A 17,673-nucleotide genomic window follows, 5' to 3' on the forward strand; every position below is an offset into this window, starting at 1 on the left:
CGAGTTGTACGGCTGTCACGTTGTGCAGGTTGAAGCGGCAGGAACGACCAGAGAGTGTGCGTCGTGCGGTGTGGAGACAGCCAAGCCCATTTGGGTTCGAGAACACTCCTGTCCAAGTTGTGGATTCGAGTGTGACCGTGACGCGAACGCAGCAATGAATGTGCTTCAACGCGGTTTTTCTGAATTAGGGCTGGAATGGCCCGAAGACACGCCTGTGGAGACTGCGCTCCCTACGGACACTCATTCGGTGTCTGCAAAGCGCGTCATCGAAACAGGAAGCCCCTGCCTCAAGGAGCCGACGAAGGCAGCGACTAGGCAGGGGTAGTTCACGTAAGCTGCGTGGTACCGTCCAGCAATGTCCTCCACCGACCGCCTGACGCCGCAGCGTCGGGACGCGCTGCGTGCCGTCATCGCGCTGGCGCTGCTCGCCGGGCCGCTGTGGATCCCCGCTCTCCACCTTGGTGACCCGACCTACCGGTACGAGCGGGCCCAGGTCACCGACGACGGCTCCGGTGTGGTCTTCGAGAACGAGTCGGCGGTTCCAGCCGGCACGATGCTGAGCGAGGAAATCGCCTGTGCAGGCACCGCCTCCCGTGCGTGTGCGTTTGAGCGCCATCTGGCACGAAACAACACCGTTCTCACGCCGATCTACTCCAGTACGGCCGGCACGAGAACGAGCTCCTTCGCCGTCGCGCCCGACAGATACGACTACGTCCAGATCAACGGCACCATCTACGAAGCCACCACCGTCGCGAACCGTTCGCGCGTGTACGTCGTCGCAAACCGCACCGTCTACGAGAAGGGGGAGGCCCCGGAAGATGCCGACACCAGCGGCGATCTGTACCGGGTGGAACTGTCACACCGACGGGTTCCACCCGCCGAGGTACTGTCCCGTGTGTCCCGTGACGTCGACGCGGTTCCGTCTCCGATCGCGCAGGCGGCACGTACCGGTACCGGGGTGGCCCACCGCGACCTCGACGGTCCGGAGACGCCGATCCGAACCGCGGACGACACCTACTACCGGGTCTTCCTCGCCAGACAGAACGAGACCGGCGGACACGCCTGGCTGGATACGACGCTGACCATCGGAACGCCGATAGCGGGCCTGATCATCCTTGTGCGCCTCCGGCGGCGCGTCGAAATCACTCACGTCGGCACCGCGGGTCCGGACGACCGGCACGATCAGGACGGCCCGTCCTGATAGCCACGATATATAAATGAATCTCGCAGTCTTGCGATTCCACGTATACGGTGATGGGCTGGCCAAGATTTGAACTTGGGGCCTGCTCCGTGTGAAGGAGCCGTCATAACCGGACTAGACCACCAGCCCGCTATCGCCCGCTAGCCGGCGTTCCGACTTAAGGATTGCCTTGTGGCGCGCCTCGTCGCTCCGAAAAACGGGTCCCGATCCCTATGCGGCGTCGCCGTCGCCGCGGGAGCCGCGAACCGTCTCCCGGAGGGACGCCGCCGCCTCGCGGGCCGTCTCCGCGGCGCGCTTGCCGGTCTCGACCAGGTCGGCTCGGATCGACTCGCGCCGTGAGGGGTCCGGCTCCTGCTCGACGCCCGCCAGCTCGCGGGCCCGTTCCGCGACCGGCTCGAGTTCCTCCTTCACGCCCGCCGTCGTGTGGTCGACCGCTCGTCCGAGGTAGTACCGTGCATCGTGGAAGTGCTTGCTCATACCTCCCAATAGGGCGCCGACAGATATAGTCCTTGCGGCGGCAACAGAATTCTGATCGCGGGAGGGCGTCCACGATCGCGAGCGGACGTCGAAGAACGAGCCGGCGTCGACACCTCGACCACCAACGGCGACGGCACCTCGACCACCACGCGTCAGTACGTCGGCGACGCCTCGGGCTCGTCCTCGCGGGCGTTCACCACGCGCGCGAGCGTGAACAGCGCGTCGGAGAGGCGGTTCAGGTACGCCAGGACGGCCTCCTCGACCGGCTCCTCGCGGGCGAGCGCGACCGTGCGCCGCTCGGCCCGCCGAACCACGGCGCGGGCGTGGTGCAACCGCGATCCCGCCTCGCCGCCGCCCGGCAGGATGAACGACTGCAAGGGGGGCAACTCCTCGGAGAGGACGTCGATCCGGTCCTCCAGCGCCGCGACGTGCTCATCGGTCACGCGCGGGTCCTCCGCGTCGGGGTCGGGGTTCGCGAGGTCGGCCTGGACGACGTGGAGGTCGTTCTGGATCCCGGCGAGCGTCTCGTCGACGTCGGGGTATCCCGTCGGGCGAATCGTCCCGATCAGCGCGTTCGCCTCGTCAACCGTGCCGTAGGCCTCGATGCGGGGATCGGTCTTGGAGACGCGCTCCATCGTGCGGAGGTCGGTTTCCCCGGCGTCCCCGCGTCCGGTGTAGATCTTCACGCGAGGGTCCGCTCCACGTACTCGAGGACGTTCGCGCTCTCGGCCATCGTTACGCCGTGCTCGTCGTCGACGAGCACCGGCACGGCCCGCTGGCCGCTCACGCGTTTCACCTCGTCGCGCGTCGAGTGGAGCCCCTCAACCCACTCGGTCCGATACTCCAGGTCCGCCGCCTGCAACGCGTCGTGGACCTTCTCACACCACGGACAGCCCTCGAGGGCGTACAGCGTCAGTGCCATACGCGCCGTTGGGCCCGCGGGCCCATCAAGCTCCCGCCGGCCGGTTCCGATCGTGCTTCCGTCGTGTCGACCGATAGCCCACCCGTCGTGTCGTTCGGATCAGGCCCCGCCGAGATAGAGCTCCATCACCTCGTCGCTCTCGAGCAGCTCCGCGCCGGTCCCCTCGAAGCGGTTCTCGCCCATGTCCAGGACGTATCCCCGGTCGGAGACGCGCAGCGCCTGCTTGGCGTTCTGTTCGACCATCAGGATCGCGGTCTCGGTCCCGTCCCGGATGTCGACCAGCCGATCGAACATGTCGTCGACCAGGTCGGGCGCCAGTCCCGCGGAGGGCTCGTCGACGACCAGGAGGTCGGGATCGACCATCAGCGCCGAGGAGAGCGCGAGCATCTGCTGTTGGCCGCCACTCATTGATTCGGCTCGCTGGTGTTTCCGCTCCTCCAGGATCGGAAACCGGTCCCACACCTCCTGAAAGTCCGCCTCGGTCACCTCGTCCTTGATGTACGCGCCCATCTCGAGGTTCTCCCGAACCGACAGCGTCGGGAAGACGTTACCCCGCTGGGGGACGTAACACATCCCGAGCTCGCTGACGGTGTCGGCCCGGCGGTCGGTGATGTCCTCGCCGTCGAACCGGACCGTCCCCTCCCAGCAGTCGATGAGCCCGTAGATCGCCTTGAGCAGCGTCGACTTGCCCGCGCCGTTGGGGCCGATGATCGTCACTATCTCCTCCTCGTTGGCGTCGAGGTCGACGCCGTGAAGGATCGTCGCGTCGCCGTATCCGGAAACCACGTCCCGGGCTTCGAGTAGTGCCATATGTGTGTCGTGTCGCGTCGTGTTGGTTACCTCTTCCCCCTGTGCGTCGGGTCGCCCCAAACGGGGCCGGCCGATCAGTCGACGCCGAGATAGGCGTCGATGACCGCCTCGTCCTCCTGGATCTCCTCGGGGTCGCCCTCGACGAGGACGTCCCCCTCGCTCATCACGACGATGGTGTCGCTCAGGTTCATGATGACCTCCATATCGTGTTCGACGATACAGAAGGTGTATCCTTCATCCCGGAGCGTCTCGATGCGATCCATCAGCTTCCGGGTGAGCGAGGGATTGACACCCGCCACCGGCTCGTCGAGCAGAATGACCTCCGGGTCGATCATCAGCACCCGGCCCAACTCGAGCAGCTTCCGCTGACCGCCCGAGAGGTTGCCCGCGCGCTCGTCGCTCACGTGGTCGAGCTCCAACAGCTCGAGCATCTCGCGGGCCTGCCCGCGGACCTCGGCCTCCTCGCTGGCCATCAGGTCCCGGCGCAGCCAGGTGTTCGCCAGGTTCTCGCCGGCCTGTCCCTGCGGGGCGAGCATCAGGTTCTCGAGGACCGTCATCTCGGTCAGCTCGCGGGTGATCTGGAAGGTCCGGACGAGCCCCTGACGGGCGAGCATGAACGGGCGGCTGTTGGTGTGTCCCTCCCGAGCCTGCCGGACCCGCTCCTGGCCGGCGTAGAACCCGGCCCCCAGGCCCGCGCCGACCGCGAGCGTCCCGAGACCACCGACGGTGCCGAGCCCGAGGCCGGCGACGCCCGCGATGCCGCCGATCGTCCCGGCGGTGATCGCCGAGGCGCCGCCCCAGATGACGCGCTCGTCGCGGCTGGGTTCCATCAGGTCCTGAAGGTCCTCGCCGCGGAACCGGACGGTGCCGCCGTCGGGCTCCTCGAAGCCGCTGATGAGGTTGAACGTCGTCGTCTTGCCCGCGCCGTTGGGGCCGATGAGGCCGGTGATCGACCCCTCCTCGATCCCGAACGTCGCGCCGTCGACGGCGGTGATGCCGCCGTACCGCTTCTGGAGGTTCTCGATCTCGAGGATCGCCGTCATGACTCACCCACCCCCGAGGAGTACTCCTCGCGACCAAGCAGCCCGTCCGGCATGTAGTACAACACGATCAGGAACAAGACCCCGACGACGACGAGCCTGAACGCGAGGACGTTCACCCGGAGGGCGGGCGGGAAGAACCCGGCCAGCTGCGTGGTGGCCTGCTGGAACGCCCAGTAGAGCACCGCCCCGAGCAGCACGCCCTTGTTGTTGCCGACGCCGCCCACGAAGACGATGAGCAGCGCGATGAAGGTCGTCTCGGGGGCGCCGGTCCGGAAGGTGAGCCCCTGGGAGTACATCGCCCACAGCCCCCCGGCGAAGCCGCCGAGCGCCGAGCCGATCACCATGCTCTGGACCTTGTAGACGAACGGGTCCTTCCCGAGCGACTTCACCACCGCCTCGTCGTTGCGGATCGCTCGCAGAACGCGTCCGAACGGCGACTGGACCGCGGCCTCCAATATCGCATACAGCGCGCCCAGCGACAGGAGGAACAACGCGAGCTGGAACCGGCTGTAATCCAGTTGGACGGTGACGTCCCCGATGACCGCGATGGAGTAGCCGATCCCGGCGCTGCTGCCGAACTGGAGGAACCAGACCGCGTTCCGGAAGAGCGTGCCGAGCACGCCGGAGACGTCCCCGGATCCGAGCGGGCCGAGGATCGGCAACAGAACGTACCAGATCCCGACGAACCAGACGGCGCCGAGCCCGATGACGGCAAGTTTGACGTCCGCGACCCACTCGTAGGACGTGATTGCGTGGTAGTAGGCGTACACGAGCGCGCCCAACAGCGCGAGCGTCCCGATGATCGAGACCGAGAGTCGATCGGTGAGCGGCAGCGGCAACAGCGCGACGAGCAGTCCCGTCCCGAACCCGACGCCGAGGGCCAGCTCGCGGCGCTCGAGACCGGCGTAGTGCTGGCCGATCGCCACGAGCACCACGATCCAGCCGTAGACCGAGACCAGGACGCCGACGACCAACACGAGGGAGGCCGCAAGCAGGAGGCCCGCCGATATCACCGCCGCGATCAGCCCCGCGACGCCGGCCACCGCGAACCGGGAGCCGAGGACGCCCGTGGCACGCGTCCCGAGGCCGAACGTCGTGACCGCGTAGATCCGGTCGAGCGGCAGCCGGGAGTCGTTCTCGCGCTGCACTGACAGCGCCGCCGTGGCGACCGCCCAGACGACGAACACCACGAGCGCGAACGCGACCGCACCCACGACGGTCCCCGGATCGATCGGGAAGAGCCCCTGGAACGGCGGGGAGTACCCCCGGAGCGCGTCCGGGCCGTTCGCCAGCCAGCTCTCCGACTGGACGACCCGCTGGAAGATGACCGAGATCCCCAACAGCGTGATGGCGAGGTAGTCCTCGCGCAACCGTATCGTCGGCAGGGCCACGAGCCCGCCGATCACCCCCGTCAGTATCGTCGCGACGATGATCCCGAACACCCAGGTTCCCACGAGGGGGACGTCTCCGAGTCCGATGACGTAGTTGGTGAAGTCGGCCGGGTCGTCCGGCGGCAACACGAACAGCGCGGAGGTGTACGCGCCGATCAGGAAGAACCCGACGTGGCCGAAGTCCAACAGCCCGGTGTGACCGAACTTGACGTTCAACCCGAGCGAGAGGATGCCGTAGATGGCCACGAGCAACGCGAACGAGACGACGACGTCGGAGACCGCCATCTCAGTTCCCCCCCACGATGCCTTCCGGTTTCACGAGCAACACCACGAGCAACACCATGAACGCGACCGGGATGCGGTAGGTCGCGCTGAGTCCGGGGATGGCGAAGATGCCGACCTCCATCGCCAGCCCGACGACGTAGCTGCCGAGAATGGCGCCGTAAACGTTGATCCCGCCGAGGATGACGCCGGCGAACATGGGCAACAGCAGGTTGAATCCGAGGTTGATGGAGAGGTTCGAGAAGAGGAACCCCAACAGCACGCCCGCGAGCGACCCGAACAGACCGGCGATGATCCAGACGGTCATCATCACGCGTCGAGTGTTGATCCCGCGCACCATCGCGAGATCGCGGTTGTCGCTGGTCGCCCGCATCGCCTTCCCCAACGTCGTGGCTCTGAGCAGGTAGTGTAGCAGCCCCATCATCGCGAGCGCGGTCAGAATGATGCCGACCCGGAGCGGGGACGCGCGAACGCGGGTGGCGTACCACGCCGTCTCGGGGATCGACCCGGGAGCGAGCGCCGTCCCGCCGACGATAACCGTCACGACGACGGCGAGCGCGGCCGCGAGCCGGCCGCCGATGACCCCCGCGGTGTCGGTCCGCCACCGGTAGGCCGCGACGGCGAGGACGGCCGCGACGGCGACGACCGCAACGACCTCGACCCACGAGTAGGAGAACGTCGCCAGCGGGATCTCGTTGCCCCCACGCGTCTCACGGATCGTGAGCGAGAACCCGTTACCGGCCACGAAGAAGTCGAAGAACTTCGCGAACGTGATGTCGAGCTGGCCGCCCGCGAAGGGAATCGTCGTGTCGACCTCGTAGGACCGGATCTCCCCGCCGAAGATCGTCTGGACGCCGAACCGGACGATGAATGCCACCGCAAGCGACACGATGAGCAACATCGCAACCGAGGCGTCCTTCGCACGGAACTTCCGGAAGACGAGCGACTCCATCAACGGGACGAGTGCGCCCACGACGACGACGGCGAACAGGAGCGCGGCGAGGAACGACGGCGTCCCGGTCACCACGAGGACACCGACGACGACCGCCGCGAGCACGTGCGTTCCGACGGCCACCAATGGCGGGGCGTCGATCCCCCACCAGCCGCCCTTCAGCGCGCGTATCCCGCCGAGGTGATACACGATGCCCAACACGCCAACGAACGAGACCACGAACAGGAACGCCAGTCCACCGATGCTGACCCCGCGCGTGTCCGTCGCGAGGGTACCGAACCCGGGAACCGTGCCGGGCCTGTTCACCAACAATGCCGTGTAGGCGCCGAGTGTCAGGAGATCGCCGTGAGCGAAGTTGGGCACGTCGCCGATGTCATACACCAACGCGAGTCCGATCGCGCCAAGCGCCACGATGCTCCCGGTCACGATCCCGTTCGATATCGCGTTCAACAACCCCGTTTCGACTGCCATGTATGTCATCTCATACCGCAGTACCTATACGATTATGGTATTTTTCAACTATTCGACATAATATCGTATCGAAGAACGTTGGGACATCTCGGCTCACGGCCCCCAAATGGTGTAACGTGGGATAACCCATCGACCGGACCATCGACGAATCGGTCACGCTCTCCCGGATATCGTTCGTATCCACACGGTTATGCGCGAAAATCCGTTGCATACGAACCCCACAACGAGCACATAGTTTAATTACACAGAAGGCCGAAACCGTTGAATGGGCTATGTCATCGTACAACAGACGAGAGACGCTCAAGCGACTCGGCGCCGCGGCCGGCACCGCCGGCGTCGTTTCGCTCGCCGGCTGTTCACAGCAGGACAGCGGCAACGGCAACGGCGGCGGTAACGGCAACGGCGGCGGTAACGGCAACGGCGGCGGTAACGGCAACGGCGGCGGTAACGGCGACGGTAACGGCGGCGGTGGCGGCGATCCCATCCAGTTCGGAACGCTGTTCCCGATCACCGGCACGAACAGCGCCTACGGCGGCGGCCATCAGCAGGCCGCGAACCTCGCGATCGAGGAGATCAACGCCGCGGGCGGCCCCCTCGACCGGCAGATCCAGGTCACCAACCGCGATACCGAGGGCGACCCCGCCCGGGCCGGCCAGAAGTTCCGGACGATGATCAACGAGCAGGGGATCGTCGGACTCATCGGGCCGTATTCGAGCGGCATCGGGACCACGCTGGCACCGATCGCCAGGGACAATCGGGTGATGGAGGTCTCGAACGGCAACACCTCGCCGGCGCTGGCGACGGCCGGAACCAACGAGAGCAACGGCGTGAAGTATTACGGCCGAACCTCGCCGAACGACACCCAGCAGGGACTGGTCGTCGCCCGGATCATGAACCAGACGCTGGAGGCCGAGACCGCCGCGTTCCTCTACGTCGATAACCCCTACGGCGAGGGGCTCGCACAGGTCGCAAGCGAGAGCTTCGACGGCGAGACGCTCAACATGGTCGGCTACGCCCAGGAGGCCAGCGACTACACCTCGACGCTCGATTCGCTCTACGAGGGCGACCCGGACGTCGTCGGCGCCGTGATGTACCCGGGGAACGGCGAGACGATCCTCAACCAGTGGAACCAGGGCGGCTACGGCGGCCAGTGGGTCGCCGCCGAGGCGATCTGGTCCCCGGACCTGCTCTCGCGGCTGTCAGACATCGTCGAGGGGATGTACATCACCTCCCCGCAGACGGCCGACAGCGACACGTTCCAGGAGAACATGGGCGGCCAGGACCAGATCACCCAGTTCGCGCCCCACGCCTACGACGCGACCTACCTCGAGGCGCTGGCGCTCCAGCGCGGCGGCGAGGCCAGCGGCACGGCGATCGCGGAGAACATCCGCGCCGTCTCGCGGCCGACGGATGGAGACACGAACGTCGGCATCGCCGGATTCGAGGCCGGCAAGGAGGCCCTCCAGAACGGCGAGGAGGTCAATTACGACGGCGCCTCCGGCAACGTCGACTTCAACGAGAACCTCGAGCCAGTCGTCCCCTACCGGATCCTGCAGGTCGAGGGTGGCGAGGCCGTGCTCCAGGAGGAGGTGCCCGTCTCCTACTTCGAGGGGAAGATCTGAGACGTCGGGGCGTATCGCCCCATATCCGGCCGATCCGGCCGGACCGATTTTAGGGCCCGACCGTGAATCGAGGGTATGGTCGAGCTGGAAACGGAGTGGCACCCGTCGACGAAGCTGAACGTCATCGCCGGCGAGTTGGATTTCACGGTCGTGGACCCGATCCCGGACGGCGTGACGCGGGACGAGATCGAGGAGCACTGTTACGCGCTGCGGACGCTGTACGGCGAGTACGTCGACGAGATCGTCGCGGGGACGACGCTGTCTCAGCGTGAGGCCCAGACCTGGGTGCTCACGCGGCTCGTCCACGAGGGCGCCGATCGGCTCTCCTACGAGGCCGTCGGGCTCTACATCTGGGCGATCGGTCGGTCGACCGACGGCGACCCGCTCTCGCGGACGATCGTCACCGACTACGCCGACCGCGCCGCCGAGAAGGTCCACCGTGCCGAGGAGACCGTCAAGCGAACCGGCCCGCCGCCATATCCCGACGACTGTTACGAGGAGCCGGCGCTCGTGTGGGTCGAGGGATCGGTCGCCGATCGGCTCCGCCGCCGGGCCGGTCCCGAGGAGACGTACGGCGACCTCCTCGAGCGACTGCTCGAGGAGACGCTCGCGTCGATCCCGATGGCCGATCTGGTCGCATCCTATCGCGAGGCCGCCGGCAGCGAGTACGTCGCCGTCGAGACCGTCTATCGGAACTGGGACGAGCACCTCCGGATCGTCGCGCACGCGCCCGAGAACGTCACGGTCGACGCGATCGCGAAGGCCGACGCAGTCACCGTCGACGGGACGCCGATCCCGTTCCGGGTCGAGGAGCGTGCCGAGCCCCGGCGCGAGCAGTCACACCTCTCCGTGTACGACGCGACCGAGGGGATCGATCCCGAAATCGGAAGCGACCGGCTCGGGGACGCCCTGGCCGCGGTCGAGGGGACTCTCCCGGAGGTGGTCGATCGCGTCCGCGATGCGGGCGGCCACGCCCTCGCGGTCGCGACCGAGCCCGCGGGCGCGGGCGCCCACCTCCATCCGATCTTCCCGGATACCGGGACTGCCGACGTCCCGAGCGCGAGAAGCGCCGGCACCGATGGCGAGGCCGACCTACCTGAGAACGGCGGACTCGCACGACTGGAGCGGATCGATCTCGACGATCGAACGCTCGCCGTCGGTCGCATCTCACCGACGACGGCCGACGAGTATCGGACGCTCGCGGCGGAGACGACGCTGCTGTGGGCGGCGCCCGACTTCGAGTCGGGACCGGTCGAGTTGCCGAACGATCCGGTTGAGCGCCGCGAACGGTTTCCCGCAACGGTGCTGCGAACCGCCTGAGCGTGGGCCGTGAGAACGGCGACGACGGAACGACGGGCCGCGAGGGCAGCGATGACGAAACTACAGGTCGTGATACTCGCGGATCGTCGACCGCCAGTCCTCGGGAAGCACCACGGGCTCGCCCGCCTCGGCGTCGTAGCTTACCTGCACCGACTCGGCCTCCGCGGCGACGCCCGAGTCGGTCTCGATCGTGTAGGTCATCGGAACGCTGGTGGTACCGATCTCGGGAACGTCGACCGTGACCGTCACGGCTTCGTCGTCGAGTCCGATCGGGGCACGGTAGTCGATCGAAAGGCTCGCGAGCACGGTCTCCACCGCCGAGAGGTCGCGGTCCAACACCCCCCGGAAGTAGGCGACCCGCGCCTGCTCGAGGTAGGTCGCGTAGACCGCGTTGTTGACGTGGCCCATCGAGTCGACGTCGCGGAACCGTACCGGAATCTCGGTCGTGAACGTGCTCATAGCGGGCACTCGACGGGAACCGATATGTAGCCATCGGCCGACCGACGACGGCGCGAAGGAACGGCTGTCTCCGGGCCAGGACGTCAGTCCTCGGACCGCGGTGCCAACACGAGCAGCGCGGTGCTGTCGGCCCTGGCGACCGGCGAGATCTCCCGATCCCCGTCGAAGCGGGCGACATCGCCGGGTTCGAGCTCGTGGATCTCGCCGTCGAGGTGCAGATCGATCGCGCCCGACAGGAGATACGCCACGATCTCCCGGTCGGGATGGCGGTGCGGATCCACGCGCTCGCCAGACTCGAGCTGCAGCCGGATCGTCTTCGGCTCGGCACTCGGGAAGGCGTTCGCGTGGGGAACGCCCTCGAGGTCTGCGAGGGACCGGACGGTGGCCATCGGTCACCGCCCCCCGTCGGCGCCGCGATCCGCCGTGTCCGCATCCTCGCTGTCGGGGTCGAACTCGCCACGTTTGAGCCCGCGCCGAACCGGCTCGTGTTCCGCGTCGGTCGGCGGCGGCGCCGTCACCAACAGCGCCTCGAGACGACCGTCCTCGTCGGCACGGATCCCGCGGTCGACGTCCGCCTCGACCGCGACGACGTCGCCGGGCTCGACGCGATGCTCGCGGTCGCCCTCCCGAACGATCCCGGTCCCCGACCGAACCCGCACCACGAGATCGCTGCTCGGCGCGTGGACGGGGATGAACTGGCCGGGCTCGAAGAAGCCGCAGACGACCTTGACACGCTCCGTCCGGAACGCACCCCGGGCGCTGAACCGCGACTCGTCGTACTCCCGTTCGGCGTCGAAGTCGATCGCCGGCATACTCACCGCCCTCCGTCCGCATTGCCGACGCTCGATACCCGATCCCGCCGATAGCCACGATCGATCGACACACATCCTGTCTGCATACGGTCGATCGAACGAACCGTGCTTGGGTGTGGGTTTACCCGAATATGTTTCGCCGTCGCCGCACGGGGCGTTTTGATATCGCGAGATACAATTTATCCTCGACGCTACGGGGAAACGAGCAACCATTAAGCGACACGAGTCACAACCGGCGCGTATGGCGCTTGAACGATCGACGACGTGTCCGCGGTGTGAGGAGGAGCAGTCGTTCTATCGAACCGCGGCGACGACGCTTCACCTCGGTGAGAAGCAGAAGTGGCGGTGTCCGGAGTGCGAGTACGGCTTCATCGCGATCAACGGGATCGACACCCTTCCCGCCTAGTCGACGCGGGATCCCGGTCGGCGATCGGCGCCCGGGACACGAACGTGACCTCGACATCCGGATCGGCGGGCCGATTCTCCTAACCGCCGATTCAGCGACCCGGATCGATCGGACGGTGATCGATGGTCCGTGCTCCGAGGATCCCCTGACCGGCTGCTGTGTCGATCTCCGAAGCGACCGGTGCTTCGATCAGGATCCCTCCCGGCGACGGATCCCGGACGATGACGTCCACGCCAACCCGACGCCGGATCCGGGACTGATTCGGTCTCCTCGCGCATACACGGGAACCACGTCACGAGTAGAGACACGGTACGAATCCCGGTACGAAGGATACCCACCGGTCGGGACCGACATCGCTGCCACCGACCGATCCCCAGCACTCCCGGCGGCGACGAGAACCGACACTCACAGTCTGGGTATCGACCGAGCCGCTCCCTGCTGAGTCGTGACGCACGATATCGGCGTTTGAACACCTTCATTTGAACCGAACGTGACCCACGCCGGCGGACCACCAGGGGAATCGGCATTCGTGGCCATATGGGGTGGGTATCTGGACACCAGTCGATGGCGGACGGATCTGGCGAGGACTCCGTTATAAATCATATATCGCGATAGTAAATCGCATCATCGTCCCCGATCGGAGCGAATCGACGCAACCGCCGATAGCGACGGTACCGGAACCGTCGGGTGTGACAAAGTCTCGATGAACGGTCCGATCCCGGCACATTCTTTAGGCAGCCCTAAAGAGACGGGGATGAATGACTCAGGACATCTGCGTCGTGGTCCCGACGATCCGGGAGTACGAGTGTATGCGGACGTACTTCGAGAACGCGCGCGACAACGGGTTCGACCTCTCGCGACTCCACGTCGTGCTCGTGACCGAGGACTTCTGTGAGACGGACGCGATGGCGTCGATGCTCGAGGACGAGGGCGTCTCCGGCGAGGTCTTCGACGGGACGCGTCGCCAGGAGTGGTACGAGGAGAACGGGATCGCCGAGTACGGCCACCTCGTGCCGGCTGCCAGCCACGCCGAGACGAGCTTCGGTCTGCTGTACATGTGGGCCCACGACCGCTTCGAGTACGGCTTCTTCATCGATGACGACACGCTGCCGGAGCCCGAAGACGACTTCTTCGGCCGCCACATGGAGAACCTCGCGTTCGAGGGCGAGGTGGAGTCGGTGTCCTCCTCGGAGGACTGGGTGAACGTGCTCCACCAGAACGCCGACGAACACGGACTCTATCCGCGCGGGTACCCCTACGCGGCGATGGACGAGACGGTCGAGACGTCGACGGAGACGGTCGACGACGTGGTCGCGTCCCAGGGGCTGTGGACCAACGTCCCCGACCTCGACGCGGTCCGGATCCTGATGGACGGCGACCTGCAAGGACAGGCGCAGACGCGAACGAGTCGGTCGGACTTCACCGGCGACTTCGTCGCGGCCGAGGGCAACTACCTCACCGTCTGTTCGATGAACCTCGCGTTCAAGCGGGAGGTCATCCCGGCGTTCTACCAGCTGCCGATGGACGACAACGAGTGGGACGTCGGTCGATTCGACGACATCTGGAGCGGCGTGTTCCTCAAGCGAGCCTGCGACGTGCTCGGAACGACGATCTACAACGGCTACCCGTTGTGTGAACACAACAAGGCGCCGCGGTCGACCTTCGACGACCTGACGAACGAGGTCGCCGGTCTCGAGCTCAACGAACACCTCTACGAGATCATCGACGACGTCGGCGGCGACGCCGATACCTACGCGGACGTCTTCGCGGCGATGGGTCGGGAACTCGCCGAGGGCGACTACGAATCGTACAACAACGGCGCGTTCTTCAACCACGTTGGCGAACATATGTGTGAGTGGCTCGACTGCCTCGAGACACTCAACGGCCTCGAGGGCGTGAGCCGGTCGCGGGACGCGCGGACGGCGGCGGGGAACTGAACCGACGGGTATATATTGTTTTAGGTAAACCTAAAAATATGGCCGACGACTCCATCGACGGACGAGACGACGATCGACGGACCGCGACGGATTCACAGCGATCGACGGATCGACGGCGGTTCCTCGCGAGCGCCGGCACGCTGGCCGCAGTCGGGATCGCCGGCTGTACGGGGAACGGCGGCGGCAACGGGAACGGAAACGGGAACGGAAACGGGAACGGCAATGGGAACGGCAACGGCGGCGGCAACGGCGACACCGATCCCGGCTCCGACGTCGGACAGATCGGATCCGGACGGGCGGGACGTGACGCACCCGGCGGCACGCCGATGGCGGAGATGCCCGATCTCGAGGGTGAACTCACCGTCTACTCCGGTCGTGGGGAGTTCCTCGTCGGGGAGATCGTGAGTTACATCGACGACCTGTACGACGACTTCGATCTGACCGTTCGGTACGGCGGATCGACCGACCTCGTCAACCAGATCGCCAACGAGGGCGCCGGGACGCCGGCCGACGTCTTCTACTCGGTCAACGCCGGGTCGCTCGGCGCGCTCGCGGACGCGGGCCACGCCGCGTCCCTCTCGAGCGATCTAACCGACCTCGTGCGCGGCGAGTTCCACACGGAGAACTGGATCGGGACGTCCGGGCGCGCCCGAACGGTCCCGTACAACACGAACGCCCTCTCGGAGGGAGACCTCCCGGACGACATCATGGCGTATCCCGAGGAGTTCGACGGGGACCTCGGCTGGGCACCGCGGTACGGTTCCTGTCAGGCGTTCGTCACCGCGATGCGGATCATCGAGGGCGAGGAGGCGACCCGCGAGTGGCTCCAGGGCGTCCTCGACGCCGGCATCCAGGAGTATCCCGACGAGTTCGCCGCCTGCCAGGCGATCGCCGACGGCGAGATCGACGCCGCGTTCACGAACCACTACTACATCCAGCGCGTCCTCGACGGGAACCCCGGGGCGCCGATCGCGACCGCCTTCACCGAGGGCGACGCGGGCGCCGTCTTCAACGTCGCCGGCGCGGCGGTCGTCGAGGCGACCGACGAGGCGACGCTGGCCGAGAACTTCATCCGCCACCTGCTGTCGGCGGAGGCACAGGACTACTTCGCACGGTCGACCTTCGAGTACCCGCTGATCCCGGACGTCGATCCGATCGGCGATCTGCCCACGATCGACGAACTCGACGTGCCGGACATCGACCTCGCCCAGCTGTCGAACCTCGAAGAAACGGTCGACCTGATGCGCGACGTGGGCGCGCTCTAAGGACGAACCGTCGCCGTGCCGGACCGGGTTCGCTCCGCGATCGGACGTGTTCGCCGCAGGGTCCAGCGGCGGCTCCGATCACGGATCCGCCGCACGCCCCCAGAAACCCTTGCGGCGCTCGGCGTCGCGGCGATCGCCGGGATCGCGGTGTTCGTCGTGGCGATGACCGTCTTCGCGTATCACTCGAGCAACCACGACGAGGGCGTCTACCTCCAACAGGCCGCGATGCTGCTCGAGGGGCAGCTCGCGCTGTATCCCGGCGAGTTGGCCGACGCGTTCCATCCATGGTTCTTCATCGAGGACGGCGACCGGCTCTACCCCAAATACACCCCGGTGCCGGCCGCGATGTACGCGGTCGCGATGGCGCTGGTCGGCGAGCCGCGGGTCACCCTCGCGGCCATCGCCGCGGCGAACGTCTTCCTCGTCTACCGACTCGGATCGATGGTCGCGGATCGCCGCGTCGGGCTCGTCGCGGCGGTCGCCTTCGCCGCGGCACCGATGGCGCTCGTGACGACTTCGGTCTTCCTCCCGTACGCGCCGACAGCGGCGTTGAACCTCCTGTTCATCGTCTCGTATCTGCGCGGCGTTCGGGACGGATCGCTCCGGTGGGCCGGCGTCGCCGGGCTCGCGATCGGGCTCGCGTTCTTCGCGCGTCCCTATACGGCGGTGTCGGTTGCCGCACCGTTCGTTCTGCACGCACTGGTGACGACCCTTCGGGCGACCGGCCGGGGGACGCTGGCGACGGCGCGGTCGAACGTCGTCGATCTTCCCGATCCGATCCGACGGAACCTGCTCACCGGCGCGCTCGGGCTCCTGTTCGTCGGCGTCACGCTCGCGTACAACCGGGTGCTGACCGGGTCGCCGCTCGTCTTCCCGTATCAGGTGTTCGCCCCGCTCGACGGTCCCGGGTTCGGACGCCGACGGATCCTCGGACACTCGATCGAGTACACGCCGGAGCTGGCGCTTGAAGCGAACCGGCACGTCGTCGAGTATCTGCTCACACGGTGGATGACCGCGGGCGGGATCGGGAGCGCGGCGGCGCTTGCGGGGGTCGCGATCGCGGCGCGCCGGTGGGTCGCTTCGACGTCCGGAGACGGAGTTCGCCGGACCGCGGGCGGCCTGCTGGCGGGCGTCCTCGTGACCGTCCCGCTCGCGAACCTCGCGTTCTGGGGGAACTACAACGTCCTCGGGGAGATGGGCGATCCGACGGAGGGACTGATCGCGGTGATCGGTCCCATCTACTACTTCGACCTCCTCGTGCCGCTGTCCGTCTTTGCGGCCCTCGCCGCCGTCGTCGGCTGGCGCCGACTGTCCGACCGGGCGGCCGCCCGAGCCGCACGGTTCGATCGTCGAGACGCGGACCGTGCAGCTCGCGCCGTCCGCGTGCTCGCGATCGGAGCGGCGGTGATCGGCCTGGTGCTTGCGGGCTCGGTCACGGCCTCGCTCGTGTCCGAACCGCTGGAGCGGAGCGCGACACAGACCGAGAAGTACGAGGCAGCCTACGAACCGATCGAGTCGACCACGTTCGAGGACGACCTCGTCTTCGTTCCGACGCCATACGGCGATTGGCAGAACCATCCCTTCCAGTATCTCCGGAACGACCCCGGCTTTGACGGGCCGGTGGTGTACGCACTCGATCGCGATCCGGTGGCGGACTTCACCGTGATCGACGCGTACCCGGACCGCGAGTACCACCGGTTCACCTACCAGGGCGAGTGGACCGCGGACCCCGATCAGCACGTGAGGCCGAAACTCGAGGCGCTCGACGTCCATCGCGGATCCACGCTCACGGCGCGGACGACCGTCGGCGTCCCCGACCGCGTCTCCCGGGCACGGGTTCGGCTCTCGAGCGAGACGGGAGAGTCGGCGTATCTCGGATACGGGATCGCCGATCCCGGGGAGTCGATGACGGTCAACTGGCGACTGACGCCTGAAGGGGTCGAACTCCCCGGTGCTGAAGCCGCCGGCGCCGAACCCACGGATTCCGGCTCGGAGATGATCCCGATCGGCGACGACGCCGAGTCGGTCGTGCTCACGATCACGCTGGTCCAACCCGACGGGGGCACACTCACGTACCGCCAGGAGGCGACGGTTCGTCCCGCCGAGGCCGGGACGGCCGGCGATGACGCCGGTGAGGAGACGACCGACGCCGCCGTCGAGGCGATCTGGCCGCCGGAACGGTCCGTCTGTACGCTCGTTCGGGAGTGCGGCACGGACGGGACGTACATCCCCGACGATCCGGACGCACACCTCGACGGTGTGAACTTCGAGACGACCGTCAGAGCCACCGAGTGACCGGCGAC

18 protein-coding genes and 1 tRNA gene are annotated in these 17,673 nt (G+C 67.0%); 8 read left to right on the top strand and 11 right to left on the bottom strand.

Going from position 1 to position 17,673, the window contains the following annotated elements; translation table 11 throughout:
* Positions 1-325 (top strand): zinc ribbon domain-containing protein (locus BLW38_RS13185; protein ID WP_143040896.1); only part of this gene is annotated, 325 nt, incomplete at its 5' end.
* A gap of 30 nt (positions 326-355) precedes the next feature.
* Entirely contained in the window at positions 356-1,201 is an 846-nt protein-coding gene (locus BLW38_RS13190) for a hypothetical protein (protein ID WP_092817681.1), read from the top strand.
* Positions 1,202-1,255: 54 nt separating this feature from the next.
* Here the strand turns inward: BLW38_RS13190 and BLW38_RS13195 are convergent.
* The 8 genes from BLW38_RS13195 to BLW38_RS13230 all read right to left on the bottom strand — a co-directional run bounded on the left by BLW38_RS13195 (position 1,256) and on the right by BLW38_RS13230 (position 7,558).
* Positions 1,256-1,330 (bottom strand) — tRNA-Val (locus BLW38_RS13195).
* 81 nt (positions 1,331-1,411) lie between these two features.
* Entirely contained in the window at positions 1,412-1,678 is a 267-nt protein-coding gene (locus tag BLW38_RS13200; RefSeq protein WP_092817682.1) for a DUF7553 family protein, read from the bottom strand.
* 152 nt (positions 1,679-1,830) lie between these two features.
* Positions 1,831-2,364: a cob(I)yrinic acid a,c-diamide adenosyltransferase gene (locus tag BLW38_RS13205; protein ID WP_092817683.1), complete on the bottom strand. Its 534-nt coding sequence runs from the start codon at positions 2,362-2,364 to the stop codon at positions 1,831-1,833.
* A complete protein-coding gene (locus tag BLW38_RS13210) occupies positions 2,361-2,600 on the bottom strand; it encodes a glutaredoxin family protein (RefSeq protein WP_092817684.1) in 240 nt (79 codons plus the stop codon). The genes BLW38_RS13205 and BLW38_RS13210 overlap by 4 nt, the downstream gene beginning before the upstream one ends.
* Positions 2,601-2,699: 99 nt before the next feature.
* A complete protein-coding gene (locus tag BLW38_RS13215) occupies positions 2,700-3,410 on the bottom strand; it encodes an ABC transporter ATP-binding protein (RefSeq protein WP_092817685.1) in 711 nt (236 codons plus the stop codon).
* 74 nt (positions 3,411-3,484) lie between these two features.
* Positions 3,485-4,453 carry an ABC transporter ATP-binding protein gene (locus BLW38_RS13220; protein WP_092817686.1) on the bottom strand — a complete coding sequence of 323 codons (969 nt, stop codon included), beginning with the start codon at positions 4,451-4,453 and terminating at the stop codon, positions 3,485-3,487.
* Positions 4,450-6,129, bottom strand: coding sequence for a branched-chain amino acid ABC transporter permease (locus tag BLW38_RS13225; protein ID WP_092817687.1), 1,680 nt, complete (start codon positions 6,127-6,129; stop codon positions 4,450-4,452). The genes BLW38_RS13220 and BLW38_RS13225 overlap by 4 nt, the downstream gene beginning before the upstream one ends.
* A gap of 1 nt (position 6,130) precedes the next feature.
* On the bottom strand, positions 6,131-7,558 hold the full coding sequence (locus BLW38_RS13230; RefSeq protein WP_218143073.1) for a branched-chain amino acid ABC transporter permease: 1,428 nt from the start codon (positions 7,556-7,558) through the stop codon (positions 6,131-6,133).
* 263 nt (positions 7,559-7,821) lie between these two features.
* Between BLW38_RS13230 and BLW38_RS13235 the strand changes: the two genes are divergently transcribed.
* Both BLW38_RS13235 and BLW38_RS13240 read left to right on the top strand, forming a co-directional pair.
* Complete coding sequence (locus BLW38_RS13235; RefSeq protein ID WP_092817689.1) at positions 7,822-9,171, top strand: ABC transporter substrate-binding protein; 1,350 nt, start codon at positions 7,822-7,824, stop codon at positions 9,169-9,171.
* A gap of 75 nt (positions 9,172-9,246) precedes the next feature.
* Complete coding sequence (locus tag BLW38_RS13240) at positions 9,247-10,491, top strand: hypothetical protein (RefSeq protein WP_092817690.1); 1,245 nt, start codon at positions 9,247-9,249, stop codon at positions 10,489-10,491.
* A 60-nt stretch (positions 10,492-10,551) separates the two neighbouring features.
* On the opposite strand, the gene BLW38_RS13245 is transcribed toward BLW38_RS13240, so the two are convergent.
* The 3 genes from BLW38_RS13245 to BLW38_RS13255 form a co-directional block, all read right to left on the bottom strand.
* On the bottom strand, positions 10,552-10,950 hold the full coding sequence (locus tag BLW38_RS13245; protein ID WP_092817691.1) for an acyl-CoA thioesterase: 399 nt from the start codon (positions 10,948-10,950) through the stop codon (positions 10,552-10,554).
* An 83-nt stretch (positions 10,951-11,033) separates the two neighbouring features.
* Complete coding sequence (locus tag BLW38_RS13250; RefSeq protein WP_092817692.1) at positions 11,034-11,339, bottom strand: cupin domain-containing protein; 306 nt, start codon at positions 11,337-11,339, stop codon at positions 11,034-11,036.
* A 3-nt stretch (positions 11,340-11,342) separates the two neighbouring features.
* Complete coding sequence (locus tag BLW38_RS13255; protein WP_092817693.1) at positions 11,343-11,762, bottom strand: cupin domain-containing protein; 420 nt, start codon at positions 11,760-11,762, stop codon at positions 11,343-11,345.
* Positions 11,763-12,003: 241 nt separating this feature from the next.
* On the opposite strand from BLW38_RS13255, the gene BLW38_RS16335 reads away from it, so the two are divergent.
* The 4 genes from BLW38_RS16335 to BLW38_RS13270 all read left to right on the top strand — a co-directional run bounded on the left by BLW38_RS16335 (position 12,004) and on the right by BLW38_RS13270 (position 17,665).
* Positions 12,004-12,168 carry a DUF7838 family putative zinc beta-ribbon protein gene (locus BLW38_RS16335; protein WP_177167508.1) on the top strand — a complete coding sequence of 55 codons (165 nt, stop codon included), beginning with the start codon at positions 12,004-12,006 and terminating at the stop codon, positions 12,166-12,168.
* 758 nt (positions 12,169-12,926) lie between these two features.
* Positions 12,927-14,105 (top strand): alpha-1 4-glucan-protein synthase, encoded by a 1,179-nt coding sequence (locus tag BLW38_RS13260; RefSeq protein ID WP_092817694.1) that lies wholly within the window; start codon positions 12,927-12,929, stop codon positions 14,103-14,105.
* Positions 14,106-14,143: 38 nt separating this feature from the next.
* Positions 14,144-15,370, top strand: coding sequence for an extracellular solute-binding protein (locus tag BLW38_RS13265; protein WP_092817695.1), 1,227 nt, complete (start codon positions 14,144-14,146; stop codon positions 15,368-15,370).
* 162 nt (positions 15,371-15,532) lie between these two features.
* Positions 15,533-17,665, top strand: a complete 2,133-nt coding sequence (locus tag BLW38_RS13270; protein WP_092817716.1) for an ArnT family glycosyltransferase — start codon at positions 15,533-15,535, stop codon at positions 17,663-17,665.
* Positions 17,666-17,673 lie beyond the last annotated feature (8 nt).

Source organism: Halopenitus malekzadehii, from assembly GCF_900108505.1.
Lineage (GTDB): Archaea > Halobacteriota > Halobacteria > Halobacteriales > Haloferacaceae > Halopenitus > Halopenitus malekzadehii.

Excerpts from the sequence above, each read along its gene's own strand:
- BLW38_RS13250 (WP_092817692.1), bottom strand. The coding sequence starts at position 11,339 with ATGGCCACCGTCCGGTCCCTCGCAGACCTCGAGGGCGTTCCCCACGCG.
- BLW38_RS13225 (WP_092817687.1), bottom strand. The coding sequence starts at position 6,129 with ATGGCGGTCTCCGACGTCGTCGTCTCGTTCGCGTTGCTCGTGGCCATC.
- BLW38_RS13230 (WP_218143073.1), bottom strand. The coding sequence starts at position 7,558 with ATGACATACATGGCAGTCGAAACGGGGTTGTTGAACGCGATATCGAAC.
- BLW38_RS13260 (WP_092817694.1), top strand. The coding sequence starts at position 12,927 with ATGACTCAGGACATCTGCGTCGTGGTCCCGACGATCCGGGAGTACGAG.
- BLW38_RS13200 (WP_092817682.1), bottom strand. The coding sequence starts at position 1,678 with ATGAGCAAGCACTTCCACGATGCACGGTACTACCTCGGACGAGCGGTC.
- BLW38_RS13235 (WP_092817689.1), top strand. The coding sequence starts at position 7,822 with ATGTCATCGTACAACAGACGAGAGACGCTCAAGCGACTCGGCGCCGCG.
- BLW38_RS13265 (WP_092817695.1), top strand. The coding sequence starts at position 14,144 with ATGGCCGACGACTCCATCGACGGACGAGACGACGATCGACGGACCGCG.
- BLW38_RS13240 (WP_092817690.1), top strand. The coding sequence starts at position 9,247 with ATGGTCGAGCTGGAAACGGAGTGGCACCCGTCGACGAAGCTGAACGTC.
- BLW38_RS13210 (WP_092817684.1), bottom strand. The coding sequence starts at position 2,600 with ATGGCACTGACGCTGTACGCCCTCGAGGGCTGTCCGTGGTGTGAGAAG.
- BLW38_RS13220 (WP_092817686.1), bottom strand. The coding sequence starts at position 4,453 with ATGACGGCGATCCTCGAGATCGAGAACCTCCAGAAGCGGTACGGCGGC.
- BLW38_RS13270 (WP_092817716.1), top strand. The coding sequence starts at position 15,533 with ATGACCGTCTTCGCGTATCACTCGAGCAACCACGACGAGGGCGTCTAC.
- BLW38_RS16335 (WP_177167508.1), top strand. The coding sequence starts at position 12,004 with ATGGCGCTTGAACGATCGACGACGTGTCCGCGGTGTGAGGAGGAGCAG.
- BLW38_RS13245 (WP_092817691.1), bottom strand. The coding sequence starts at position 10,950 with ATGAGCACGTTCACGACCGAGATTCCGGTACGGTTCCGCGACGTCGAC.
- BLW38_RS13190 (WP_092817681.1), top strand. The coding sequence starts at position 356 with ATGTCCTCCACCGACCGCCTGACGCCGCAGCGTCGGGACGCGCTGCGT.
- BLW38_RS13255 (WP_092817693.1), bottom strand. The coding sequence starts at position 11,762 with ATGCCGGCGATCGACTTCGACGCCGAACGGGAGTACGACGAGTCGCGG.
- BLW38_RS13215 (WP_092817685.1), bottom strand. The coding sequence starts at position 3,410 with ATGGCACTACTCGAAGCCCGGGACGTGGTTTCCGGATACGGCGACGCG.